Below are 23,579 nucleotides of genomic sequence, written 5' to 3' on the forward strand. Positions count from 1 at the left end.
CAGGGGAGAACACTAAGGATGTGGTGGCTGGATGCATTCACGACCTACCTGTACGGCCTGAGCGTGGCCGTATCGGCGATCGCCATACTCATGCTGCTGAGCGGCATGGACGATCTGTTCATCGATCTCGTGTACTGGACGCGGCGCACGTGGAAGGCGCTGGTGGTGTACCGCCGGCACGAGCGCACCTACTACCACGAGCTGTACCGGCCGGCGGAAAAGCCGCTGGCCATCATGGTGCCGGCCTGGCACGAGACCGGCGTGATCGGGCACATGGCCGAGCTGGCCGCCAGCACGCTGGACTACGAGAACTACCACATCTTCGTCGGCACCTATCCGAACGACGCCGACACGCAGCGCGACGTGGACGAAGTGAGCGCGCGCTTCCCCAACGTGCATAAAGTGGTGTGCGCGCGGCCGGGTCCGACCAGCAAGGCCGACTGCCTCAACAACGTGCTCGACGCCATCCTGCAGTTCGAACGCCGCGCCAAGCTGAGCTTCGAGGGTTTCATCCTGCACGATGCGGAGGACGTGGTCTGCGCGATGGAGCTGCGCCTGTTCAACTACCTGGTGGGCCGCAAGGACCTGATCCAGATTCCGGTGTATCCGTTCGAGCGGCAGTGGAACAACTTCACCAGCCTGCATTACCTGGACGAATTCGCCGAGCTGCACGGCAAAGATGTACCGGTGCGCGAGGCGCTGGCCGGCCAGGTGCCCAGCGCGGGCGTCGGCACCTGCTTCAGCCGGCGCGCGGTGCTGGCGCTGATCGAGGAAGGCAACGGCGTCGCCTTCGACGTGCAGAGCCTGACCGAGGACTACGACATCGGCCTGCGCCTGAAGGCGCGCGGCATGCAGGAGATCTTCGTGCGCTTCCCGGTGCTGCGCTACCGCAAGCACCAGAAGCCGCCGCCGTTCGGGCAGAGCCGGCGCGAATCCAACGTGATCTGCGTGCGCGAATATTTCCCCGACCGCCTTTCGACCGCGGTGCGGCAGAAGTCGCGCTGGATCATCGGCATCGTCTACCAGGGCTACCGCACGCATGGCTGGAAGTGGCGGCACGGCCTGGTGCTGAATTATTTCCTGTGGCGCGACCGCAAGGGCGCCATCGCCAACTTCGTCAGCTTCGGCGCGATGCTGGTGCTGGCGCAGCTGCTGGTCATCGGCACGGTGCAGCAGCTGTGGCCGGGCGCGCCGCACTTCCTGTCGATCTTCGAAGGGCAGCATTGGCTGGACATGGTGCTGTATGCGAATGCGGGCCTGATGGCCAACCGCATCCTGCAGCGCATCGTGTTCGTCACCGCGTACTACGGGGTGAAGCAGGGACTGCTGGCGATCCCGCGGCTGCTGTGGAGCAACCTGGTCAACTTCCTGGCCAACTGGCGCGCGATCAAGCAGATCCTGCAGACCGGCGATCCGCGCCGCGTGGCCTGGGACAAGACCACCCACGATTTCCCCAGCATCGGCGGCGAGAACCGCTCCAAGCGTTCGCTGGACGAATTGCTGGTGACCCAGGGCGCGCTCACCGAGGCGCGCCTGCGCCAGGCGCGCGCGCAGCCGATCGAAGGCCTGCATCCGGGCAGCACGCTGATCCACCAGGGCGTGATCACCGCCGAGCAGCTGGCGCGGCCGATCGCCGAACAGGCCGGCGTGGATACCGAGACGGTGGATGCCGAGACCTTGGCGCCGGAACTCTTCACTGCACTGCCCGCGGCCGTGGCCTTGCAGTACGCGGTGCTGCCGCTGCGGGTGGACGGCGGCACGCTGGTGCTGGCGAGCGAGTCGTACGTCGACCCGGTGTCGCTGGCGGCGATCGCGCGCAAGCTGGACCGGCCGGTGCGCTACGTGATCGCGCACAAGGGCCAGGTCACGGTGGGGCTGCGCCGCTGGTACGCGCAGTCGCCGGAGCGCGAGCACGATCCGCGCAAGCTGCTGGAGGCCGCCGCACGCAGCGGGCGCATCGGCGCCGAGCGCGCGCGGCAGCTGTGGGACGACTACGTTTCCCGGCAGGTGATGCTGGGCGAGATCCTGGTGGCGCAGGGGCACCTGGATGAAGTGGCATTCAAGGCATTGCTGTTGAGCCATGCGCGCAGCGGGCAACCGCTGGGTGCGTTCCTGGTGGCCCAGGGAGTGATCGGCCAGGACACGCTCGACCGCTTGCTGGCCCTGCAATCGGCGCTGCAACCCAGCCTCGCGGCGCTCCTGGAGAAGGAGGCCGCCCCGCCGGTGCAGCAGGTTATGCAGTGGACGGAGCGCGTGGCATGAAACGCCCATGGCCGACTCGTTGTGCGGCCGCGCTGTTCGCCATGGCACCGGCCCTGCCGCTTTGCGCGGCGGGCCAGCAGCCGGACAGCGCCAGCCGTTACCAGCAATTCCTGTTGTATCCCCATCGCCAGGCCGGCTTCGCCGCGCTGCGCGCCAACGACGAGCGCACCGCGCTGGCCGAATTCGAGCGCGCCCGCGCGCTGGCGCCGCAGAGCATCGACACCGCGCTGGACCTGGCCGAGGCGTATCGCCATTTCGGCCATGCCGACAAGGCGCGCACGGTGCTGGACGACCAGCGCCGCTATACGCCGGCCGATCCGCGCCTGCGCGCGCCGCCGCCGGCCGAGGCCGCGGTGGACTGCAAGGTCGACAACCGGCCGGTGTGCCGTGCGCAACGCGGCTTCGACGCCTTGCAGGCGGGCCAGCTCGATCGCACGCAGGCGGAACTGGCCGCGGCGGATTTCGCCAAGACCAGTGAAGGCCTGGCACTGCGCCGCGCGCTGGTGCAGCGCTCGATCTATCTGGGCGATCGCAACCGCGCCGCGCAGCAGCTGGCGGCGCTGGATCAGCTGGGGCAGATCGGCCCCGACGAACGCGCGCAATGGTTCAATGTGCTGCTGATGCAGGGCAGGGCGCTGGAAGCGCGCGACCTGCAGGCGCGTGGCGGACTCGGCGCGCCGGCACAGGAACTGGCCGTGGCGCTGGGCCTGTCCGCCGCGGGCGAGCGCAAGGCGCTGGAAGACTATCTCGCCGTGCACCAGCCGGCCTTCGACGACGAGAAGGACGAGCGGCAATGGGTGAACCTGCTGGCGCAGGTGGGGCGCGCGCGGCCGGAACTGCTGGATCTGTACGAAGCGCGCTTCCCGGCCAATGCGGCCTGGCAGGCGCGTTCGTCGCTGCCGCTGGCGCTGGCGCGCCACGACGATGGCGCGACGCAGCGCCTGCTGGCGCGGCTGCCCAAGGACAGCTATCGCGAGGAGCGTTTCTCGCTGGCGCTGGCGCAAGGGCGCTATGAGGACGCGCGCGAACAGGCCGAGGCGCTGGTGGCGCAGCCGGACGGGCATCGCCTGCTCGATCCGCTCAGCTATCGCCTGATGGATGCCGGCGCGCCGGACCAGGCCGAGCGGCTGCTGCTGGCCTCGTATCCGTTCGGCGGCAATCCGCAGGCCGGCACCTTGTTCGCGCGGCTGGCGGTGCTGGCGGCCAAGCAAGCCGCCGCGTTCTCCGCCGCCGACCGCGCGCGCCTGGCGCGGCCGCTGGACAGCGTGCCGCTGCGCATCGTGCAGGTGCCGATCCTGGCCGCGCTGCGCGACTGCGACGGCATCCGCCAGGTGATGTCGGACCTCTCGCCCGACTATCCGGCGGAACTGTGGCGCCAGCTCGGCGACTGCTACGGCAACGACCGCCCCGGCCTGGCCGAATACGCCTACGCCGAAGCGAACAAGCGCAAGCCCGACCCCGACACCACGCGCGCGCTGGCCTACCAGGCCTACGGCGCACGCGACTACGCCACCGCCCTGCAGGCCTGGCGCGCGGTGCCGGTCGAGCATATGAAGACCGACGACCTGCTCGCCGCGGCGACCACGGCGATGAGCGCCGAGCAGCCCGGCGTGGCGCGCGCCTGGCTGGACAGTTACGCGGCGGAGGGCGGGCGGCAGGACCACGCCTACTGGTGGCTGCGCGCGCAGGCCGACGAGCCGCGCGACCCGGCGCTGGCGCGCACCGATCTGGACAACGCCATCGCCCTGCATCCGGAAGCGCACTACTACCAGCGCCTGGCGGCCTTGCAGACCCAGGCCGGCGAAACCCGTCCGGCCCTGCTCTCGCTGCAGCGCGCCGCCGTGCTGGCGCCGGACGACGACAAGCTTGCCGCGCAGCTCGGCTACGCCTATCTGCAGAATGGCTCGCCGGAATTGGCGGTGGTGCAGTTCGAGCGTGCGCACCGCGCCAACCCGGACGACGCCAAGCTCACCTGGCAGTTGCTCTACGTGCACCAGAAGCTGGGCGACAGCAGCCAGGCGCGCAGCTATGCCGCGCAGGCGATCGACCAGCTCGACGCCGGCGGCACCGGCGCCGCTGACGCCACGGATGCCGCGCAGGACGAAGGCCAGCAACGCTTCGAGCTGCGCCGCCTGCACGAGGATCTGGGCCGCAAGTGGCGCTTCAATGCCGACATGACGCTGGGTGACACGGTGTCGTCGGCGGCGAACGCGGCCAACCCTGGCCAGTCGTACCGCAGCTACTTCCAGATGGAAGGGCAGTACCGCTTCGATCCGCCGTGGAACGGCGCCGACATCAATACGCTGGCGGCCTATGCGCGCGTGTTCGCCGGCAGCGGCAACGGCGGCTCGGTGTGGCCGATCCATGGCTGGATGCTGGGCGTGGGCGTGCACTGGAAACCGCTGACCACGCAGAACATCGTGCTGTCGGCCGAGCAGCAGACGCCGGTGTCCGGCAGCCGCTTCACCCGCAACGACACCTTGCTGCGCGCGGCCGGCTCCTGGTCGTTCGGCCCGCACCTCAACGACGACTGGCATGCCTCCGGCGGCGGCTGGTGGTCGCAGAACTTCTACGTGGACGTGGCGCGCTATCTGCGCGCCAAGCAGACGGTGCTGACCGCCGACTACCAGCTCGGCTGGCACCGCAAGCTGGTGGAGGGGCAGTCGATCGAGCCGTATGCGCGCGTGCAGTTCACCGGCATCGACCGCAACCGGGGCAGCTTCCAGCGCGACGGCCGCGTGGGCCTGGGCGTGCAATGGAACCTGTGGTTCGGCGAGACGCGCTACGACGCGTATCCGCATCGCTTCAGCGTGGCGGTGGAGGGGCAGCATGCCTTCACCAGCTATCTGCGCGAGAAGAACGCGGTGTTCCTGATCGTGAGGACCGCGTGGTGAGCCGGGCGCGGCGGTGGTGGTTGATGGTGGCGCTGCTGCTGGCGCCGTGGCTGGCGCAGGCCGCCACGGCGGTGTTCTACCAGCCGCAGACGCGCGACCGCGAGGTGGCGGTGGCGCAGTGGCCGGGGTGGTTCGCGCAGTTGCGTGCGCGTGGCTTCGACACCCTGGTGGTGCAGTGGACGCAGTATGGCGATGCCTTCGCGGATCCCGCGGGGCATGCATGGCTGTTGCAGCGGGTTCGCGAAGCGCGCGCCGCCGGGTTGCGCGTCGTGCTGGGGCTGCACAGCGATCCGGCGTTCTTCCAGCGCCAGGAAATGCCGGCAACGGCGCTGGACGACTACCTGCGTTCACTGGCCCGCCAGGATGCCGAGGCGGCGCGCCGTTGGGCCGCCGAGCTGGGCGGGCAGGACATCGCCGGCTGGTACCTGCCGATGGAGATCGACGACCGCCGCTGGCGCGAGCCGGAAGCGCGCGAGGTCCTGCGCGATTACCTGGCGCTGGAGCGGCGGCAGCTGGACCGCGTATTGGCGCGGCCGGTGTTCGTGAGCACCTTCTTTGCCGGGCATATGGCGCCGGCGGCGTATGCGCAGCTGGTGGCGGACGTGCGTGGCAGCGGTGTGCAGGCGTGGGTGCAGGACGGCGCGGGGACGGCGCGGTTGAGCCGCGGCGAGAGTGCGGTGTATCTGGCTTCGGCGATGTCGTGCGATCGGAAGGGGGCGGCGGGTGTGGTGTATGAGGTGTTCCGGCAGACCGGGGGCGACGAGGCGTTCAAGGCGGAGCCGCTGGATGGGCGGGATGTGGAGGTGGCGCTGGTGCAAAGGGCGCCTTGTGGTGGAGACACGGCTTTTTTTGAGTTGCGGTATTTGCCGGAGATGGAGGCGCTGCGGCGCTAGAAAGCCCCGCCTAGTAAAACCCTTCGCCCCTTCGGGGAGAAGGTGGCGGCAGCCGGATGAGGGGTGGGTGCTCGCGGTGGAAGATCGACGAAGCGTCGCTCGCTTTGCTGCTTCGCTTCATCGCTCCGTAGGTCCCCCTCACCCCGACCCTCTCCCCGCTGGGGAGAGGGGGCAGGTTGCGCGAAGGCTTGGGTTCCCTCGCCAAACCTAAAGTGGATTCCTTCTCCCCGCCGGAGAGAAGGTGGCGGCAGCCGGATGAGGGGTGGGTGCTCGCGGTGGAAGATCGACGAAGCGTCGCTTGCTTTGCTGCTTCGCTTCATCGCTCCGTAGGTCCCCCTCACCCCAACCCTCTCCCCGCTGGGGAGAGGGGGCAGGTTGCGCGAAGGCTTGAGTTCCCTGGCCGGAGGGGGAGGTCGGGCGAGGCTCGCGCGTGCCCCGCCAATCTGAATTGGTCTCTACGAATCCGTCCAAATTGGTTATGTACCGTCCGCGCGGCCGGCGCCTATCTTTGCCTCCAGCCGCGATAACGAAAAGTTGATGTCCCCACACTCAACGGTTTGACGCGGCCACCTTGGCTCGCCGGAAGCTCCCCACTTCCGTGCGAGTCCCTTCTTCCAGCCCAGTCGATCCGGAGTGAACCCTGTGTCCGCTTTGGTATCCGTGTCCGATGATTTGCTGGCGGCGGCGAGAACGATCTCGACCGGCGCCGCCGTATCCGGCGTTCCTTTTGCACTGGACGTAGCCGACCGCCGAGGCGAGGCGCATGCCCAAGCTGACACCAGGCTTGCGGCATCGGCCCGAGCCGCCGAACAGGATTTCCCCGAGCGCATCCGGCTGCTGATCGGACGTGCCGGCGGCGTCGGCGCGCTGGCGCGCTGCTGCAGCGTCACCGCGCGCACGGTGAACAACTGGAGCCGCGGCCGCGGCGATATCTCGCGCCACCGCTGCGTGGTACTGGCGCGTGCCATGGGCATCTCGGCGCTGTGGCTGGTCAGCGGCGAGGGCGTCATGACCGCCGACGACGTGCTGGCGGCGAACGCGCCGGCGCACAAGACCGGCGTCGATGCCGAACGGCTCGCCGCCGCCTTGCAGATGCTGCAGTCCTACATCGTGCTGGCCGGCGGCGCGCTGAGCGTTGCGCAGCGTGCCGAAGCCATCGTCGAGCTCTACACCATGCTCGCCGAGCCACCCGACGCCACGCGCGTCATCGCTTTCCACAAGAAGCTTGCCGGCTGTCTGCGCGGCAACGGTCAAGCGCCGCCCGCCTGACCGCAGGGGATCGACCTCGTGTTCGTGCACAGGCCTCCGCACGGGAGGTCGTGGAGGCCTGTGCGCCAAAACCGCCACGCCAGGCAGTTGCGGCCGCGGCGTGGTTCTCGCCGGTGCCGATGGCACCACCGCAGTGTCTTCGCGGCATCCGGGCCGCGGATATCCATCAAGCTATTCAAGGGGAGTCGCATGAACTACCAGCATCGGATTCGCTCGGCCCGATCCAGGGTCTGTCCGTCCGCCCTCGGCATGGCCCTGGCGCTCGCGCTGTACGGCGCCATGGCGCCGCCCGTGCATGCGCAGGCCACCACCGGCAGCATCTTCGGCCAGGCGCCGGCCGCCGCGGGCGGCACGGTGAAAGTGCAGAACGCATCGGGCGTGACGCGGCAGGTGGCAGTGGATGCGTCGGGCCGCTATGCGATCGGCGCGCTGCCGCTGGGTACCTACACCGTTACCTTGCAGCGCGACGGGCAGACGGTGGACACGCGTACCGACGTCGAACTGCACGTCGGCGCGGGCACCGAGGTTTCCTTCGTGGCGCAGAACGCGCAGAACCTGGCCTCGGTGACGGTGACGGCGAACAGCCTGCCGGCGATCGACGTGACCCAGGTGGATTCGCGCACCGTGGTCACCTCGCAGCAGCTCGCGCGCTTGCCGCTGGCGCGCAGCGCCGAAGCGATCGCCTTGCTGGCGCCGGGAGCGGTGGAAGGCAGCGACACGTTCATGGGCATGGGCATGGGCGCGTCGTCGCCGCGCAAGTTTGTCTCGTTCGGCGGTTCGTCCGTCACCGAGAACGCGTATTACATCAACGGATTCAACACCACCGATCCGATCAGCGGTTTCGGCGGCCTGACCTTGCCTTACGGTTCGATCGACCAGGAGGAAATCCTCAGCGGCGGCTATGGCGCGGCGTACGGCCGCTCCGACGGCGGTGTGATCAGCCAGGTGGGCAAGCGCGGTACCAACGAGTGGCATGTCGGCGGGCAGGTGTTGTGGAAGCCGAAGGGGCTGCAGGGCGATCCGCGCGACATCTACTACGGCGAAGGCAGCCCCAAGGCCGGGCAGCTGTATTGGCGGCGCGGCGACAACAAGTCCACCACCACCACGGTCGATGCCTATGTCGGCGGCCCGCTGATCAAGGACAAGCTGTATGTGTTCGCCTCGGTCGAGGGCGAACGCATCCAGGGCACAGGCGCATCGGCAGGCATGCCTTCGGGTGCGGTCGGTTCGGTGGCGGGCGTGGGCTTCAACCTGGCGCCGAGCTACAACAACCATAGCCGGCTGAACGATCCGAAGTGGTACACCAAGCTGGACTGGAACATCACCGACAGCAACCTGCTCGAGCTGACCGGCGCGTCGAACAAATCGTCCTACCGCGGCAATCTGTACCAATACGACTACGCCACCGGCAAGGAAGGGCCGTTCGATCACCACGACCTGAACATCAAGGACGGTTCGGACCTGTATCTGGGCAAGTTCACCAGCTACCTCACCGACTCGCTGACGCTGTCGGTGCTGTACGGCAAGATGAAGGGCACGCATTACAACGAGCTGCCGGGTTACGACCCGACGCTCAGTCCGATCATCGGGCAGTCCTCGCAGAATCCCGCGCTCACCGGCGGCTCCTCCTACGGCAATGCGCAGACCGTGGTGCAGCTGTTCGATCCGCAGCACATCACCAAGAACACCAACCTGCGCCTGGACCTGAGCTACAAGCTGGGCGACCACACCCTGACCGCGGGCATCGACAACCAGGACGTGCGCGACATCCACGATGGCCAGTTCACTTCCGGCCCCGGCTTCGGATGGGCGTATGCGTCCGGCGATCCGAACACCTGGATCACCGGCGGCCCGGACGCGAACGGACCGGGTTGGCAAGGTTATCCGTGGGTGCGCCCGCCGGGCGGCTATGCGGGCGGCTCGACCGGCTATTACGTTTCCAGGCAGGTGTTCGCCAACAGCGCTTCGGTGCGGGTGAAACAGCAGGCGCAATACATCGAGGACGCCTGGCAGATCAACGACCGCTGGCTGGTGAAGATCGGCCTGCGCAACGACGAGTTCACCAACTACAACGGCGCCGGCACGCCTTATCTGCGGCTCACCCATTCGCAGCTGGCGCCGCGGCTCGGCTTCACCTGGGACGTCAACGGCGATTCCAGCCTGAAGGTGTATGGCAATGCCGGCCGCTATTACCTGGCGGTGCCCGCGTCCGTGGCCTTGCGTTCGGCGGGTTCGTCCACCTTTACCAACGTGTATTACACCTACACCGGCATCGATCCGAAGACCGGCTATCCCACCGGGCTGACGCCGATCGACACCTACCGCGGCCTGGAACAGCCGATCTCGGCCAATCTCGAATACGGCCAGCCGCGCGATCCGAAGACGGCCGCGGCCACCAATATCAAATCGGAATACCAGGACGAACTGATCCTCGGCTTCGACAAGAAGCTGGGCGATGCCTGGGTGTACGGTGCCAAGGTCACCTGGCGCAAGCTCGGCCGCGCCATCGACGACTGGGGCGACACCGGCCGCATCGCGGCGAAGATGGCCGAGCTGGGCATGAACGATTACGACAAGGTCAATGGCATCCAGGGCAGCTACCTGATCAACCCGGGCAGCAACCCGGTCATCCAGGTGCCGAAACTGTCCGGCGGCTACTACGAGGTGCCGCTGGACTGGAAGAAGGACATGGGCTTCAACACCACGCTCAAGCGCAAGTACTACGCGCTGGAGATGTACCTGGAGCATCCGTTCGACGGCAAGTGGTACGGCAAGCTCGATTACCTGTTCTCGCGCAACTACGGCAATACCGAAGGCCAGGTGCGTTCGGATATCGGCCAGACCGACGTGTCGGCGACGGTGGACTGGGATTACACGCAGGTGATGGATTACGCCAACGGTGCGCTGTCGAACGACCGCACGCACCAGATCAAAGCCTACGGCTACTACCAGGTGGCGCCGGAGTGGCTGGTCTCGGGCAACGTGGCGATCCTGTCCGGTGCGCCCAAGACCTGCCTGGGCCTGTACGGGGCGGACCAGACCAACCCCGGCCTGGGCTACGGCTCCTTCTACCATTTCTGCGGCGGCGTGCCGGTGGTGCCCGGCTACAAGCGCCAGCCCTGGACCTATCTGCTCAGCCTGGGCGCGCAGTACCGGCCGGCGTGGGGACGCCAGCGGCTGGGCTTCAGCGTGCAAATCTACAACGTGCTCAACAAGCAGGCGATCACGCAGACCAACGGGCGCTACGGCAGTTCCACCAGCGTGCGCCCGACCTACAACCTGCCGTTGTCCACACAGTCGCCGCGCTACGTGCAGTTCGGCATCACCTACGACTACTGAGCCCGGGCGGCGGGTGCCCGGCGCCAGTGCCGGGCACCTTAGCGGGCGTTTGCTTTGCGGAGCCATGGCGATGAACAAGTCGATGCTGTTGGCGGCGCTGCTCTCCTTCGCTTGCGGCGAAGCAGTGGCATCCACGTCCACGCAAGCCCCCGAATTCGCCGGCATCGACCACTGGTTCAACTCACCGCCGCTGCGCATGTCCGCCCTGCGCGGCAAGGTCGTGCTGATCGATTTCTGGGCGTACTCCTGCATCAACTGCATCCGCGCGATGCCGCACGTCGAGCACCTGTACGAGACCTACAAGGACCAGGGCCTGGTGGTGGTCGGCGTGCATGCGCCGGAGTTCGATTTCGAGCGCGACCCGGCTAATGTGCAGGCGGCGATCGCGCGGGCCGGCGTCACCTATCCAGTGGCGATGGACAGCGGCTTGTCCACCTGGAACGCATGGCACAACCAGTTCTGGCCGGCGGAATACCTGGTCGACCGCGACGGCAAGCTGATCGGCCATCACTATGGCGAAGGCGGCTACGACAAGATGGAGAACGCGATCCGGCTGCTGCTGGGCCTGGACATGCAGGCGCCGGAGAACACGGCGAACCAGTTCAAGCCGGGGCCGGGCGACACGCCGGAACTGCATCTGGGCAGCGCGGGACAGCAAGGCTTCGGCAATGCGGAAAGCGGCGGCGAAGGGACGCGGCGCTTCAGCGTTCCCGCGGCATTGGCGATGCACAAGTTCGCGCTCGGCGGCAGCTGGGAGATCACCCGCCAGTACGCCCGTACGGTGGGCACGGAGGTGGAACTGCAGCTGCGCTTCAAGGCAGCCAGGCTGTACATGGTGGCCAGCGCGGACAGCACCACTGCGCTGGAGGTGACCGTCGACGGCAACCCGCAACCGGCGGTGGAAGTGCAGGGCAGCCGCCTCTACACGCTGTTCGACAGCCATGACGACCGCGAGCACGTGCTGCACCTGCGCATCCCGCGGGCGGGGCTGCGGGTGTACTCCTTCACGTTCGGCTGAGCGTGGGCAGGCTTCGTGCAGCCGCGCCGCAGCATGCCCTGGGATTGCTGCGCACCCGGGTTGTGCGCAACCCTTATGGCCGACGCCATGGAGTGTGCGCCGGCATGTTTCTCGAACTCGACGGTCAAGGTCCGCAATACGCGCAGCTGGTCCGCGCGCTGAAGTCGTCCATTCTCGACGGGCGCATGCTCGCCGGCTCGCGCCTGCCGCCGACGCGCGAGTTCGCGCTCAACCTCGGCCTGTCGCGCACCACGGTGCTGGCGGCGTACGAGCAGCTGCGCGCCGAGGGCTTTATCAACGGCCGGGTGGGATCGGGCAGCTACGTCACGGGCCTGCAGCTGACGCCGTCGCTGCCGCGGCCGGCGAACGCGGCCGATACGGCCCAGTCGCGCTATGCCGAGCGCGCCCGGCTGTTCCGCGAGCGCAAGATCGCACGCTTGCATTACGGCCTGCGCTACGAAATGCGCTACGGCGACCCGCTGACCAATCCGGCCTTGAATGCCGCCTGGGGACGCGAGCTGGCGCGCGCCGCCGCCTATTCGACGCTGGGCATCACCGGTTCGTGGGGCCTGCCTGCGCTGCGCCAGCAGATCTGCGCCTACCTGGCGCGCCGGCGCGGCCTGCTGACCGAGCCGGACAAGATCCTGATCGTCACCGGCACCCAGCAGGCGTATTCGCTGTGCGCGCGCGTGCTGCTCGACGAGGGCGACACGGCCGTGCTGGAAGAGCCGCATTATTTCGGCGCGTATCACGTGCTGCACGCGCATGGGGCGAAGCTGCATCCGGTGCGCTGCGATGACGACGGGCTGGTCTGCGAGGAGTTGCCGGAGCAGGCGCCCAAGCTGATCTGCGTCACCCCTTCGCATCAGTTTCCCACCGGCGCCGTGCTGTCGCTGCCGCGCCGGCTGGAGCTGCTGCGCTACGCGGCGCGCAAGCAGTGCTGGATCATCGAGGACGACTACGACGGCGAGTTCCGCTACGACGCCCACCCGCTGGCCGCGCTGCGCTCGCTCGACGAAGGCGACCGGGTGATCTATGCGGGCACTTTTTCCAAGACCTTGTTCGGCACGCTGCGCATGGGTTACCTGGTGATGCCGGAGGCGCTGCGCGAAGACCTCACCACCGCCAAGTACCTCAGCGACGTGTCGTCGCCCGGCATCGAGCAGGCCGCGCTGGCGCATTTCATGGAGAGTGGCGGTTTCGAGCGGCATCTGCGCCATGCGCGCAAGGAGCTGCAGTGCCGGCGCGAGGCCTTGATCGCCGGCCTGCGCCGCCATGCCGGCGACCGCGTGGAGATCGTGCATTCGCCGGCGGGCATGCATGTGGTGGCGTGGTTGAACGGCTACGACCACGAGCGGGCCGAGGCCTTGATGTGGTATGCGCACGAGCGCGGGCTGGGGCTGTATTCGATGGCGCCGCATTATTTCGTGCCGCCGAAGCGGCCAGGCCTGCTGCTGGGCTATTGCAGCCTGTCGGTGGCGGAGCTGCGCGATGCGATGCAGTTGCTGGGGGAGTGCCTGGATGCGGTGCCGGCGTGAAGCGCGGCGACGGTTGGACGGCGCTTTGCCGGACGGAAAAAGAAAACGCCTCCGCAAGGAGGCGTTTTCTGTTCCGGCGCATGTTGGGGTTCGCTGCGCTCACCCCAACCTACGATAGAGCTGCGGTGCGGTCTTATTGCGGAACCTTCAGCGTCGAGATCGTCTGGTTCAGCGTGCCCCAGTAGGTCTTGGTGTACGGCACCATCTGCTCGGCGTAGTTCCACCAGAACACGCCGCCGATGTAGCGCGAGTCCTTCATCGTATTGACCATCGGGTAGTAGGTCTTGATCAGGTTGGTCTGCACGGAAGCCGGCGCGCTCAGGCTTGAGGTGCCGATTTCGCCGAAGCCGACCTTGGCGTTCGGGAAGATGCCTTCCAGCGCGGTGAAGTCAGCCTGCCACGACGGCGACAGCCCCGGGCAGTCCTGGTAGGGGTAGTAGCTGAACAGGGCGTAGTCGGTCTGCTGGCGCACGGTCAGCGGCAGGAAGGTGGTCGGCCAGGTCTTCCAGTTGTCGACCGGCTTTTCCCAGCAGTTGGTGCCCTTGCTGTCGTCGTTGTAGTACAGCGTGATGGCGGTCTTGCCGCCGGCGGCCTTCACGATCTGGTGCGCGGCGGCGACCATCTGGCCGATCTGCGTTTCCTGCGCATTGACTACCGAGTTGCTGCCGTTCGGGTTCGGGCGCAGCCACTCGCCGTTGATCTCGTTGGCGATCTCCCACACGTCGACCAGGCCGTTGAGCTTGCCCACCAGCTCCTTGGTGCGCGCGGTGTAGGTGTTGATGTCGGTCGGGAAGTAGTACGAGTCCATGATCTCGCCCATGGTGTAAGCCACGGTGTGCAGCTTGACGAGGGCGGCGTAGTAGTCGGCGGTGCTGGTGTCCGGATCGAACACCACGCGCACCGTCGGGCGGTACGGCAGCTTGCTGAGCGAAGTAACGATGGCGTTGATATTGGAAATGTCATCCACCGTCACGCCGTAGATCGGAGCCTTGATGGTGGTGGCGGCCTGGGCGTGCACGTCGGGGGACAGCGGAGCCGAGCCGGCGTAGAGCGCGGCCGAGGCGAGCAGGGAAGCAAGAAGTGTTTTTGCGGTGGTCTTGTTCATCAGATTTGATTTGAGTTCGCTTGCGTGGGCGATCCGTTCCCCCGGTGGGCTGCGGCGAAAAAAAGGCCGCAGCGATACGTCGGTCGCCCCCGAAAGTCGGGCGGCCGGGCTTAAGTCGTGCGTTCCGCGCACTGGTGAAGGTCGTCCGTACAACGCAACCCCCGACCCCTGGGCCGTGGAGACCGAGGGGATGCGACGGATATCGACGCTGGGAGTGCCGGCGAAACGGCAGGAACCACCAGGAGCTCATCGCGGAACGACACCCTTCCGGTGTGCCCTTCCGCGTGGCTCCGCCCGTCCTGGAGCGGGCCGGACCGTATCACCCGGGAGACAACGCACCGGGCTTCGCTGACGGGGAGCAGTCTAGTTGCTCATCGTTACAAGTGATGAAATTTTAGTTAGCATGAATCACATGGATCGAGTCAAAGCATTCAATCCATGCGCAGGACTGTCGCCGGCCTTACATTGACGCAGCCAGTGCACGATCTTTCAGTCACTTGCGTGAGCGTGCGTGAAGCCACTGTATCGCTCATGTGACACGCGATCCGTTCATGTTACGTCACTCCGTGACACCCGCAGCCACAGGCTGCGGAATGCGCTTGTGCGCCATATCACGTTGGGAAAAAACACAAGCGCCATTCCCGGAAATCGCAAGCCGCTCTTGCCCAAGATGCGCGCTGGCATTCGCGCCGGTACGAGGGAGAGCAGGCGATGGGGTTGCGCACGTGGGTGGTGGTATTGGGGTGTTGCGTGTCGTCCGGCGCGGTTGGCGTTGCATTTGCCGATGCGCCAAGTGCGCAGGTGACGGTGCATGTGGATCGTCCGGGCGCGGTGATCCATCGCGAAATCTACGGCCAGTTCGCCGAGCAGCTCGGGCGCGGTATCGATGAAGGATTGTGGGTAGGCGAGAACTCGTCGATTCCGAATGTGCACGGCTTCCGCAAGGACGTGGTCGATGCATTGAAAGCCATCCACGTACCGGTGATCCGCTGGCCCGGCGGCTGCTTCGCCGACGAATACCACTGGCGCGACGGCATCGGCCCGCGCGACAAGCGCGCCGTGCGGCCCAATCACTCGTGGGGCGGCGAAGAGCACAATGCCGTCGGCACGCACGAGTTCATGGATTTCGCCGAGCTGGTGGGCGCGCAGACCTATCTGGCCGCCAATATGGGCACCGGTTCGCCGCGCGAGATGAGCGACTGGCTGGAATACGTGACCGGCAACGGGCAGACCGATCTCGCCCGCGAGCGCCGCGCGAACGGCCGCGACAAGCCGTGGCAGATCGCCTACCTGGGCATCGGCAACGAAAGCTGGGGCTGCGGCGGCAACATGCGCGGCGCGTACTACGCCGACCAGTACCGCCAGTACGCCACCTTTGCGCGCACCATGAGCGGTCCCGCCTTGCGCAAGGTGGCCAGCGGCGCCAATGCCGACGACTACGCCTGGACCGAAGCCGTGATGGCCGGCGCGGCGTCGCAGATCGACGCCTACGGCGTGCACTACTACACGCTGCCCACCGGCGACTGGAAGCACAAAGGCTCGGCGGTGGCGTTCGACGAGAACGCCTGGATCGCCACCTTGAAAGCCGCGCTGCGCATGGACGAACTGGTCTCCCGCCATAGCGCCATCATGGACAAGTACGACCCGGCGAAGCGCATCGCCCTGGCGGTGGACGAATGGGGTACCTGGTACGACACCGAGCCCGGCGACTCCGCGCTGTACCAGCAGAACAGCCTGCGCGACGCGATGGTGGCGGCGATCACGCTGGACATCTTCCACGCGCATGCCGAGCGCGTGCGCATGGCCAATATCGCGCAGATGGTGAACGTGCTGCAGGCGATGATCCTCACCAGCAAGGGGCGCATGGTGCTGACCCCGACCTATCACGTGTTCGACCTGTACCAGGTGTTCCAGGGGGCGACGTCGTTGCCGGTGGAGGTGCGCGCGGGTGAGTACGCGCATGGCGGCGCGCGGGTGCCGGGCTTGTTCGTCACCGCGGCGCGGGGGACGGATGGAGCGGTGCACGTGGCGCTGGTCAATCCCGATCCGGAGCATGCGTTGCGGGTGGCGGTGGCTTTGCCTGGGATGAAGGTCGGGAAGGTGAGCGGGCGTGTGTTGACGGCGCCGGCGATTAACACCATCAACAGCTTCGAGAAGCCGGATGCGGTGAAGCCGGTGGGGTTCGATGGGGCGAAGATCGGTGGCGATGGTGTTCTTGCGGTATCGCTGCCGGCGAAGGCCATCGTGACTTTGGAGTTGCGGTAACGCCTCTACTCGTCATCCCGGCGCAGGCCGGGATCCAGTAGCGTCGCTGTCCGGCTTTCGCGAAAGCACTAAAGAGCAAGCCCTTAAGCGCCATCGCCTCCATCAAACGCGTCGCTACTGGATTCCGGCCTGCGCCGGAATGACGGGAGTGTGAGGTTCGGCTTGCCTTGATCGCAGGCGGGGAATGTCACGCTGATGCCGAAGCCAACGCCATCCAGGCCGTCGCCAATCTCAATCCTCGCCCCATGCGACTGCGCAATCCGCGCCACCAGCGACAAGCCGATCCCGCTGCCGCGCTCATTGCTCCCCGCCACCCGATAAAACCGGTCGAAAATCCGCGGCCGGTCTTCCTCCGCCACGCCAGGCCCGTTGTCCTGCACCTGCAACCGCACCCGGTTGCCATCGCGCAGGCAACTCACCGCCACCCGCCCGCCCGCCGGCGTATAGCGCAAGGCATTGTCGATCAGGTTGCCGATCAGGATGCCCAGCTCGTCGACGTCGCCCTCGATCGGGCTGGGGCAGGTGTCGAGCACGATGGACTGCTGCTTGGCGGCGGCGATGGTCTCGAACTCGCGCGTCAGCATGGCCACCAGGTCGGCCAGTTCCACCGGCACGCGTTCGCTGTTCGGGCGGTCGGCATCCAGCCGCGCGGAATCCAGCAGCTGCTGCGAGAGGCGCGCGCTGCGCTCCACCCCTTTGACCAGCTGCCGCAGCGGCGCCTGCGCTTCTTCCAGGCTGTGCGAACGCAACGCCACCTGCGCGTGGGTGAGCAGGGCGGCCAGCGGCGTGCGCAGTTCGTGCGCGGCTTCGGCCAGGAACTGGCGCTCGTTGTGCATCGCGCGGTCCAGCCGGGCCAGCATGCGGTTGAAGGATTCGACTAGCGGCTGCACTTCGTCGGGCAGGTTGTGGTCGGGCAGCGGGGCGAGGTCCAGCGTGTCGCGCGCGGTGATGGCCTGGCGGATGCGCGTGATCGGCCGCAGCGACCAGAACAGCACGCGCTGGATCGCCACCGCCAGCACCAGCACCAGCAGGGCGGTGGTGATCAGGCCGATGCGCACCCCTTTGCGCAGGTCGTTGGCCAGGTCCGCGGTGGGCTTGCCGACCTGCACCTGCACTTCGCCATGCGAATCGGTGATGGCATAGATGCGCCATTCCTCGCCGTCGATGCTGCGCGTGGCGAAGCCGTCGGCGAAATCCGGCTGCAGCGGTTTGCGGAACGGTTCCAGCGAGTGCACCACCAGGTGCTGGCGGTCCTTGATCCAGACCTGGAAGATCAGGCGCCCGAGCTTGCCGTGCCGTTCCGGCGGCGGCGCGCTGTGCTCGGGCAGGCGCAGGTTGGCATTGCCGTCGAGGCGGCTGACGTCGGCCGGCATCGAGACCAGGATCTCGCGCGCGATCTCGCTCAGGCTGCTGTCCCACAGGCCGGTGCGGTCCTTCGAATAGCGCACGCCCAGCACGGTGAGAGTGACGCCCCAGGCCACCACGAAGATCGCCAGCATCACCACGAACAGGCGCCGCCGCAGCGAGCGCATGCGCAGGGCCATCAGCGTTCCTCGCCCAGGCGGTAGCCATAGCCGTGCACGGTGGCGATCACGTCCTCGCCCAGTTTGCGCCGCAGCTGGTGCACGTATACCGCGATGGTGTTGCTCTCGATCGCGCCCTGGCCGCCGTAGACCAGGTCTTCCAGCAGATCGCGCGCCACCGCGCGGCCCTGGCGCTCCATCAGCGCGAGCAGGGTGCGGTATTCGTGCGCGGCCAGCCGCACGGATTCGCCATGGCGGGTGACGGTGCGCCGGGCCGGATCCAGCACGATGCCTTTCCAGCTCAGCACCGGCGCCACGCGGCCTTCGCTGCGCCGGATCACCGCGCGCAGGCGCGCCAGCAGTTCGTCGATCTGGAAGGGTTTCACCAGGTAGTCGTCGGCGCCGGCGTCGAGGCCGCGGATGCGGTCGCCGAGCTGGTCGCGCGCGGTGATGATCAGTGCCGGCGTGGTGTCGTAGCGCTCGCGCATGGCGCGCAGCACGTCCAGGCCCGAGCCGCGCGGCAGGCCCAGGTCGAGCAGGGCGGCGGTATAGGCATGGTCGGTAAGCGCGATGCGCGCGGCCGCGGCGTCGTGCGCGCAGTCCACGTGCCAGCCGTCCTGGCGCAGGGCCGCGGCGATGGCGTCGGCCAGCATGCGGTCGTCTTCGACTAGCAGGATGTTCGGCAAGGTCCCCTCGTGGCGCTGCAGCCGTGTCATGAGTCATGCAGCCTAGGCGCGCGGCTTTAAAGAATTCTTAAATCCGGACGGCCAGACTGCCAGACATCCGGCACGGTCCGCTCCACCCCGCACGCGGACAGGGAAGGGGCCGGCTCCCTCCGCACAAGAGACGATGCCATGAGCGCCCAACCCAGCCGCCTGCCCATCGATGCGCCGCCCGCCGCCGTTCCGGATGAAACCGCGCCGGAACGCTGCACGATGCGCCTGAGTGTGAACGGCCAGGCCCGCACGATCAATGCGGACCCGGACACTCCCTTGCTGCGCGTGCTGCGCCAGGACCTGGGCCTGACCGGCGCCTGCTTCGCCTGCACCAACGGACGCTGCAGCGCCTGCACGGTGCACGTCGACGACCGGCCGACCCGCGCCTGCCGCGTGCCGGTGCACGTGGTGCAGGGCGCGCAGATCGTCACCATCGAAGGCTTGGCCGCGCGCGAAGGCCTGCCGCCGGGCCAGCTGCATGCGGTGCAGCGCGCCTGGGCCGAATGCGGCGTGCCGCCGTGCCCGTGCCAGGCCGGCATGATCATGGCCGCCACCGCCTTGCTGATGGACAACCCCGATCCGGGCACCGCCGAGATCGAGGCCGCGCTGTTCCTCGACTGCGGCTGCGGTGCGCGGCCGCACGTGCTGCGTGCGGTGCGTTCGCTGGCGGAGCGCCTGCGCTCCTGGTGAGCGCACGCAAGCCATCCCTCACTTCCCCCGACTGGAGTTCCCCATGCATCACCGTGCGCGTGGTCGTGCCCGTGCCTTGTTCCTGGTTTTCTTCCTGTCCGGCAGCGGCGCCGCGTTCGCGGCGGACGATGGCTGGCATGTGGTGGTCGGCGCCGGCGGGCTGGACATGCCGCGCTATCCCGGCAGTTCCGAGCGGCGCAGCCAGCTGCTGCCGATGGTGAGCGCCAGCTACGGCCGTTTCTTTCTAGGCGGTGCGCCGGGCTCCGGCTCGCCGGCGGGGCTGGGCATGTATTTCCATCAGGACGGGCAGTGGCGCGCCGGCGTGTCGCTGTCGTACGACTTCGTGCAGCCGCGCAAGGAGTCGGACGACCGCAAGCGCCTGCATGGCATGGGCGATATCGACCGCACGGCGCGGGTCACTTTGTTCGGCAGCTATACGCACGATTGGTTGACGGTGCGGGGCAATGTGTCCAGCGACGTTGCCGGCAAGGACCAGGGCACGACGGCGTCGCTCGACCTGGAAGGCAAGTACCGCTGGAACGACAAGCTCAGTTTCGTGGCGGGGCCGGGCGTGACCTGGGCCGACGGCAAGCACAATCGCACGTTCTATGGCGTGGACGATGTGCAGAGCCTGCGTTCGGGGTATGCGGCGTATCGGCCGGGGTCGGGAGTGGAAACGGTGCGGTTTTCGCTGGGCGCGGATTACCGGATCGGCGAGCGCTGGACCCTGGGCGCGCGAGCGATCGCGGCGCGTTTGCAGGGCGATGCGTCGGATAGTCCGATCGTGGCGAAGCGGATGCAGAACACGTATGTGGCGTATGCGTTCTACCGGTTCTAAAGCTACGCCTCGCTGAGCGTAGGTTGGGGTGAGCCGCAGGCGAACCCCAACATCGGCACGTTGATACGCATCGCGTTGTTGGGGTTCGCCTGCGGCTCACCCCAACCTACGCCGGGCGCTGTCGGGATCAGGGCCGCTTGAACGCCTTGCGCGCCTTCTCCACCTTCGCCCGGATCGCGCACGTCTCCACGTGATCGTCCACCAGCCCCATCGCCTGCATGAAGGCGTACATCGTGGTGGGCCCGACGAATTTCCAACCCTGCTTCTTCAGTGCTTTCGACAGCGCCACCGACTCATCGGAAGTGGCAATGGCCTGGGTCGGCGCCGGGCGCTTGCGGTCGGCCTCGTAGCGCCACAGGTAGGCGGCCAGCGAGCCTTCGCGCTCCGCCAGTTCCACCGCATGGCGGGCGTTGTTGATCACCGCCTCGATCTTGCCGCGGTGGCGGATGATGCCTTCGTTCTTCAAGAGCCGCTGCACGTCGCGCTCGGTGAAGCGCGCCACGCGGTGGTAATCGAAACCGTGGAATACCGCGCGGAAATTCTCGCGCTTGGCCAGGATGGTGCGCCAGCTCAGCCCGGACTGGAAACCTTCGAGGCTGAGCTTCTCGAACAGGCGGAAATCGTCCGCGACAGGGAAACCCCATTCGGTGTCGTGGTAATGCATGAAGTCCGGCGCGGACGCGCTCCAGCGGCAGCGCGGCTTGCCGTCGGGGCCGGCGATGGTGTCGCTCATGGGCAGCGGTTTCCTGGGGAAGGCTGCCGGCGATCATGTCACTGCGGCCGTTGCCGGACCAGATATTGCTCGACCATCGGCTTGCCCCATTGCTCGCCGGGCGCTTCCGAGACGAGATGGAACCCGGCGCGCTCGTACAGGTGGCGCGCGGCATCGAGGCCCTTCACCGTCCACAGGTGGATTTCGCGGAAGCCTTGCTCGTCGCAATAGCGCAGCACGTCGTCCAGCATGCGCCGGCCCACGCCGCGGCCCTGCATGCGGCCGTCGACGATAAAGGTGCGCAGATGGGCGATGCCCGGGCCCATGCTTTCGCCGTCGATGGCGACCGAACCGACCAGGGTGTCGCCGAGCATGGCGCGCCAGATCTGGTTGCCGGGGCGGTCCAGGCGCGAGGTGAGGTCGGCCACCGCCGCCGCCACGCGGCTTTCGAACACCTGGCCGAAGCCGACCGCCGGCGCGTAATACGCCATATGCAGCGCGGCCACGCCGCCGATCACACCGGGCGCGTAGCCGGTCTCTATGCGGATGTCTTCCTGCACCGGCGCCACGCCGAGGCGATTCGCGCGCAGCGCTTGCGCATACGCGACGAGGCTGCCGCATACCGTTTCCAACCGGGCCGGTGCGAAGTGCGAGGCGGCGGCGGTCACCTGCTTGCGCGCGAAGGCGTCGACGGCGGCCAGCGTGCGCCGGCCCTTCTCGGTGAGTACCAGCGGCTTGATGCGCGCGTCGCCGGCGCTGTCGAGCACGGTGATCTCGCCGGCCTCGGTCAGCTTGGTAAGCAGGCGGCTGACGCTGGACTTGTCCAGGCCCAGCACCTCGACCAGGTCGGCCGCGGTCAGCGTGCCGCGCCGGCCGAGTTCGACGATGGCGTGCACGGCGGAAGGCGAGTAGGTGGTGCCGGCCAGGGTGGGGCGCAGGAAGCCCCATTCGCGCGCCATCTGGCGGGAGGCGGCGCGGATGTCGTCGATCAGGTCGTTCATGGTGGCCGGCCCCCTTGGCAGCTATTGGTTGCAATATACAACTTTATGGGGGGGTTGCCATGGATCGAAGGAAATCTGTCCAAATCATTGATAAAGCTGTTTCTATCCAGGGGAATTTGGCTGGGAGGCACCACCGTCCGGGGCTCTCGGATATTTTGCCCGGTATATATTGACCGAGCTAATTAACCCGGGTATATATGTCGCCCCAGCCCCCCAAGGATTAACCCCCTATGCCATCCCCGACTCACCAGCCGCCCCCGTCCGCGCGTGGCCGCAACATCCATTTATTCGACCGCCACTGGGCCTGGCTCGACGCGCAGCCGATCAGCGCCCAGGCCACCCTGCGCCGCCTGGTGGAGCGCGCCAGCCGCGACGCCGACGGCCACTACCGCAAGGCCGCGGCCAAGGAGGACTGCTACTTCTACATGCGCGACGCCGGCGGCGACCGCCCGCAGTTCGAAGAAGCCGCGCGTGCCCTGTTCGCCGACGACCGCCCGCGCCTGCGCCTGTGCATCGCTTCCTGGCCGGACGACGTGCGCGCACGCATCGAAGCCATGCTCGGAGCAGCGTGATGGACCGCGCCAGGCGCAAAGCCCTGCTGCAGGCCTACAAGCTGGCTTTCCCGCCGATGGGCATCTACGCCGTCCGCAACCTGCGCAGCGGCCGCCTGCTGATCGGGCAGAGCGCCAACACCACCGGCGCGCTCAACCGCCACCGCACCCAGCTGCGCCTGGGCATGCACCGTATCGCGCAGCTGCAGAGCGATTGGCGCGAGCTGGGCGAGGAGGCGTTTGCGTTCGAGGTGGTGCAGGCGCAGGAAGAGCGCGCCGAGCCCACGTTCGATTACGCGTCCGAGCGCGAGGCACTGCTCGATGCATGGCGCGAGCGCGTGCCGCCCGGATCGAAGGATTCCTACCTCTAGCGCAATGCGCCGCAAAAAAAATATGCGCGGAATTTATGCGCAGCCACCCGCGCTTGGTGGAGCCTTTATCCGCAGCGGCGCCAAGATGGCCTGGTTCCCCCAACGAGGTCCGTCGCTTATGAGCATCCTGATCGTCCAAGGCCCGCATGCGGAAGGACACGCCGTCGGCGGCGATTTCGTGGCCGCGCTGCAGCGCGCGGTGCAGGCGGCGGGACATACGCTGGCGGTATGCCAGTGCGGGGGCGTGAAGGACCTGGTCGGGCGCATCCGCGAGCTGCGCGCGGACGACACCGAATTCGTGGTGCTCGATCCCGGCGAGCTGGCCGAACAGGTGCGCGCGCAACCCGACGGCCTGGGCGAAGCGCTGGATGCCTTGCCTTCGCCGTATATCGAGATCCACGACGACAGCGGCGCGGCCATGGCGCCGCCCGGCCCCGCGCGGCATGCGCCGCTGGCCACCATCGTGATCAACGGCGATCTGTCGACCAGTTATCGCATCGCCATGGGCATCGCCCTGCGCCAGCTGGCGGCGTGAAGGCGGTGTGGAGTGTGATACGCGTCGCGGTTGTGTCATATCCGTGTGCGAGCCTGCGC

Annotated in this window: 18 protein-coding genes; 13 read left to right on the forward strand and 5 right to left on the reverse strand. The window is 67.5% G+C overall.

Features of this window, described 5'->3' with window-relative positions; genetic code table 11:
• Positions 1–18 precede the first annotated feature (18 nt).
• From FHW85_RS02360 to FHW85_RS02390, 7 genes are all read left to right on the forward strand, one after another.
• Complete coding sequence (locus tag FHW85_RS02360; protein WP_168647183.1) at positions 19–2,262, forward strand: glycosyl transferase family protein; 2,244 nt, start codon at positions 19–21, stop codon at positions 2,260–2,262.
• Positions 2,259–5,156, forward strand: coding sequence for a tetratricopeptide repeat protein (locus FHW85_RS02365; RefSeq protein WP_168647184.1), 2,898 nt, complete (start codon positions 2,259–2,261; stop codon positions 5,154–5,156). Before FHW85_RS02360 ends, FHW85_RS02365 begins: the two co-directional genes overlap by 4 nt.
• Before the next feature lie 23 nt (positions 5,157–5,179).
• Positions 5,180–6,049: a DUF4434 domain-containing protein gene (locus FHW85_RS02370; protein ID WP_168647185.1), complete on the forward strand. Its 870-nt coding sequence runs from the start codon at positions 5,180–5,182 to the stop codon at positions 6,047–6,049.
• A gap of 642 nt (positions 6,050–6,691) precedes the next feature.
• Positions 6,692–7,318, forward strand: a complete 627-nt coding sequence (locus tag FHW85_RS02375; RefSeq protein WP_168647186.1) for a YdaS family helix-turn-helix protein — start codon at positions 6,692–6,694, stop codon at positions 7,316–7,318.
• 189 nt (positions 7,319–7,507) lie between these two features.
• Entirely contained in the window at positions 7,508–10,657 is a 3,150-nt protein-coding gene (locus tag FHW85_RS02380) for a TonB-dependent receptor (RefSeq protein ID WP_246866612.1), read from the forward strand.
• 70 nt (positions 10,658–10,727) lie between these two features.
• Positions 10,728–11,675, forward strand: a complete 948-nt coding sequence (locus FHW85_RS02385) for a thioredoxin family protein (protein ID WP_168647187.1) — start codon at positions 10,728–10,730, stop codon at positions 11,673–11,675.
• A gap of 104 nt (positions 11,676–11,779) precedes the next feature.
• On the forward strand, positions 11,780–13,213 hold the full coding sequence (locus FHW85_RS02390) for a PLP-dependent aminotransferase family protein (protein WP_168647188.1): 1,434 nt from the start codon (positions 11,780–11,782) through the stop codon (positions 13,211–13,213).
• Between the two features lie 133 nt (positions 13,214–13,346).
• Here the strand turns inward: FHW85_RS02390 and FHW85_RS02395 are convergent, their stop codons facing one another.
• Complete coding sequence (locus FHW85_RS02395; RefSeq protein WP_208399812.1) at positions 13,347–14,318, reverse strand: hypothetical protein; 972 nt, start codon at positions 14,316–14,318, stop codon at positions 13,347–13,349.
• Positions 14,319–15,029: 711 nt separating this feature from the next.
• Here FHW85_RS02395 and FHW85_RS02400 point away from each other — a divergent pair.
• Positions 15,030–16,583 carry an alpha-L-arabinofuranosidase C-terminal domain-containing protein gene (locus FHW85_RS02400; protein WP_210427679.1) on the forward strand — a complete coding sequence of 518 codons (1,554 nt, stop codon included), beginning with the start codon at positions 15,030–15,032 and terminating at the stop codon, positions 16,581–16,583.
• An 83-nt stretch (positions 16,584–16,666) separates the two neighbouring features.
• On the opposite strand, the gene FHW85_RS02405 is transcribed toward FHW85_RS02400, so the two are convergent.
• Positions 16,667–18,127 carry an ATP-binding protein gene (locus tag FHW85_RS02405; protein WP_168647189.1) on the reverse strand — a complete coding sequence of 487 codons (1,461 nt, stop codon included), beginning with the start codon at positions 18,125–18,127 and terminating at the stop codon, positions 16,667–16,669.
• Positions 18,127–18,822, reverse strand: a complete 696-nt coding sequence (locus FHW85_RS02410; RefSeq protein WP_167256837.1) for a response regulator transcription factor — start codon at positions 18,820–18,822, stop codon at positions 18,127–18,129. Before FHW85_RS02410 ends, FHW85_RS02405 begins: the two co-directional genes overlap by 1 nt.
• A gap of 138 nt (positions 18,823–18,960) precedes the next feature.
• Here FHW85_RS02410 and FHW85_RS02415 point away from each other — a divergent pair, with 138 nt between their 5' ends.
• Positions 18,961–19,512, forward strand: a complete 552-nt coding sequence (locus tag FHW85_RS02415) for a (2Fe-2S)-binding protein (protein WP_208399814.1) — start codon at positions 18,961–18,963, stop codon at positions 19,510–19,512.
• A 43-nt stretch (positions 19,513–19,555) separates the two neighbouring features.
• Entirely contained in the window at positions 19,556–20,350 is a 795-nt protein-coding gene (locus FHW85_RS02420; protein ID WP_168647190.1) for a MipA/OmpV family protein, read from the forward strand.
• A gap of 127 nt (positions 20,351–20,477) precedes the next feature.
• On the opposite strand, the gene FHW85_RS02425 is transcribed toward FHW85_RS02420, so the two are convergent.
• On the reverse strand, positions 20,478–21,083 hold the full coding sequence (locus FHW85_RS02425; RefSeq protein WP_168647191.1) for a DNA-3-methyladenine glycosylase I: 606 nt from the start codon (positions 21,081–21,083) through the stop codon (positions 20,478–20,480).
• A 38-nt stretch (positions 21,084–21,121) separates the two neighbouring features.
• The gene (locus tag FHW85_RS02430; RefSeq protein ID WP_168647192.1) at positions 21,122–22,063 is read right to left on the reverse strand and encodes a bifunctional helix-turn-helix transcriptional regulator/GNAT family N-acetyltransferase; all 942 of its coding nucleotides are present in this window, start codon (positions 22,061–22,063) and stop codon (positions 21,122–21,124) included.
• Between the two features lie 230 nt (positions 22,064–22,293).
• Here FHW85_RS02430 and FHW85_RS02435 point away from each other — a divergent pair, with 230 nt between their 5' ends.
• The 3 genes from FHW85_RS02435 (at position 22,294) to FHW85_RS02445 (ending at position 23,520) form a co-directional block, all read left to right on the forward strand.
• Positions 22,294–22,635 (forward strand): DUF2239 family protein, encoded by a 342-nt coding sequence (locus FHW85_RS02435; protein ID WP_168647193.1) that lies wholly within the window; start codon positions 22,294–22,296, stop codon positions 22,633–22,635.
• Entirely contained in the window at positions 22,635–22,985 is a 351-nt protein-coding gene (locus tag FHW85_RS02440) for a GIY-YIG nuclease family protein (protein WP_168647194.1), read from the forward strand. Before FHW85_RS02435 ends, FHW85_RS02440 begins: the two co-directional genes overlap by 1 nt.
• Positions 22,986–23,103: 118 nt before the next feature.
• Positions 23,104–23,520, forward strand: a complete 417-nt coding sequence (locus FHW85_RS02445; protein WP_168647195.1) for a hypothetical protein — start codon at positions 23,104–23,106, stop codon at positions 23,518–23,520.
• Positions 23,521–23,579: the final 59 nt, after the last annotated feature.

It is taken from the genome of Dyella sp. SG609 (assembly GCF_012275375.1).
Classification (GTDB): domain Bacteria; phylum Pseudomonadota; class Gammaproteobacteria; order Xanthomonadales; family Rhodanobacteraceae; genus Dyella_D; species Dyella_D marensis.

Excerpts from the sequence above, each read along its gene's own strand:
- FHW85_RS02415 (WP_208399814.1), top strand. The coding sequence starts at position 18,961 with ATGAGCGCCCAACCCAGCCGCCTGCCCATCGATGCGCCGCCCGCCGCC.
- FHW85_RS02370 (WP_168647185.1), top strand. The coding sequence starts at position 5,180 with ATGGTGGCGCTGCTGCTGGCGCCGTGGCTGGCGCAGGCCGCCACGGCG.
- FHW85_RS02380 (WP_246866612.1), top strand. The coding sequence starts at position 7,508 with ATGAACTACCAGCATCGGATTCGCTCGGCCCGATCCAGGGTCTGTCCG.
- FHW85_RS02395 (WP_208399812.1), bottom strand. The coding sequence starts at position 14,318 with ATGAACAAGACCACCGCAAAAACACTTCTTGCTTCCCTGCTCGCCTCG.
- FHW85_RS02365 (WP_168647184.1), top strand. The coding sequence starts at position 2,259 with ATGAAACGCCCATGGCCGACTCGTTGTGCGGCCGCGCTGTTCGCCATG.
- FHW85_RS02360 (WP_168647183.1), top strand. The coding sequence starts at position 19 with ATGTGGTGGCTGGATGCATTCACGACCTACCTGTACGGCCTGAGCGTG.
- FHW85_RS02390 (WP_168647188.1), top strand. The coding sequence starts at position 11,780 with ATGTTTCTCGAACTCGACGGTCAAGGTCCGCAATACGCGCAGCTGGTC.
- FHW85_RS02445 (WP_168647195.1), top strand. The coding sequence starts at position 23,104 with ATGAGCATCCTGATCGTCCAAGGCCCGCATGCGGAAGGACACGCCGTC.
- FHW85_RS02430 (WP_168647192.1), bottom strand. The coding sequence starts at position 22,063 with ATGAACGACCTGATCGACGACATCCGCGCCGCCTCCCGCCAGATGGCG.
- FHW85_RS02405 (WP_168647189.1), bottom strand. The coding sequence starts at position 18,127 with ATGGCCCTGCGCATGCGCTCGCTGCGGCGGCGCCTGTTCGTGGTGATG.
- FHW85_RS02385 (WP_168647187.1), top strand. The coding sequence starts at position 10,728 with ATGAACAAGTCGATGCTGTTGGCGGCGCTGCTCTCCTTCGCTTGCGGC.
- FHW85_RS02440 (WP_168647194.1), top strand. The coding sequence starts at position 22,635 with ATGGACCGCGCCAGGCGCAAAGCCCTGCTGCAGGCCTACAAGCTGGCT.
- FHW85_RS02425 (WP_168647191.1), bottom strand. The coding sequence starts at position 21,083 with ATGAGCGACACCATCGCCGGCCCCGACGGCAAGCCGCGCTGCCGCTGG.
- FHW85_RS02410 (WP_167256837.1), bottom strand. The coding sequence starts at position 18,822 with ATGACACGGCTGCAGCGCCACGAGGGGACCTTGCCGAACATCCTGCTA.
- FHW85_RS02435 (WP_168647193.1), top strand. The coding sequence starts at position 22,294 with ATGCCATCCCCGACTCACCAGCCGCCCCCGTCCGCGCGTGGCCGCAAC.
- FHW85_RS02400 (WP_210427679.1), top strand. The coding sequence starts at position 15,030 with ATGGGGTTGCGCACGTGGGTGGTGGTATTGGGGTGTTGCGTGTCGTCC.
- FHW85_RS02420 (WP_168647190.1), top strand. The coding sequence starts at position 19,556 with ATGCATCACCGTGCGCGTGGTCGTGCCCGTGCCTTGTTCCTGGTTTTC.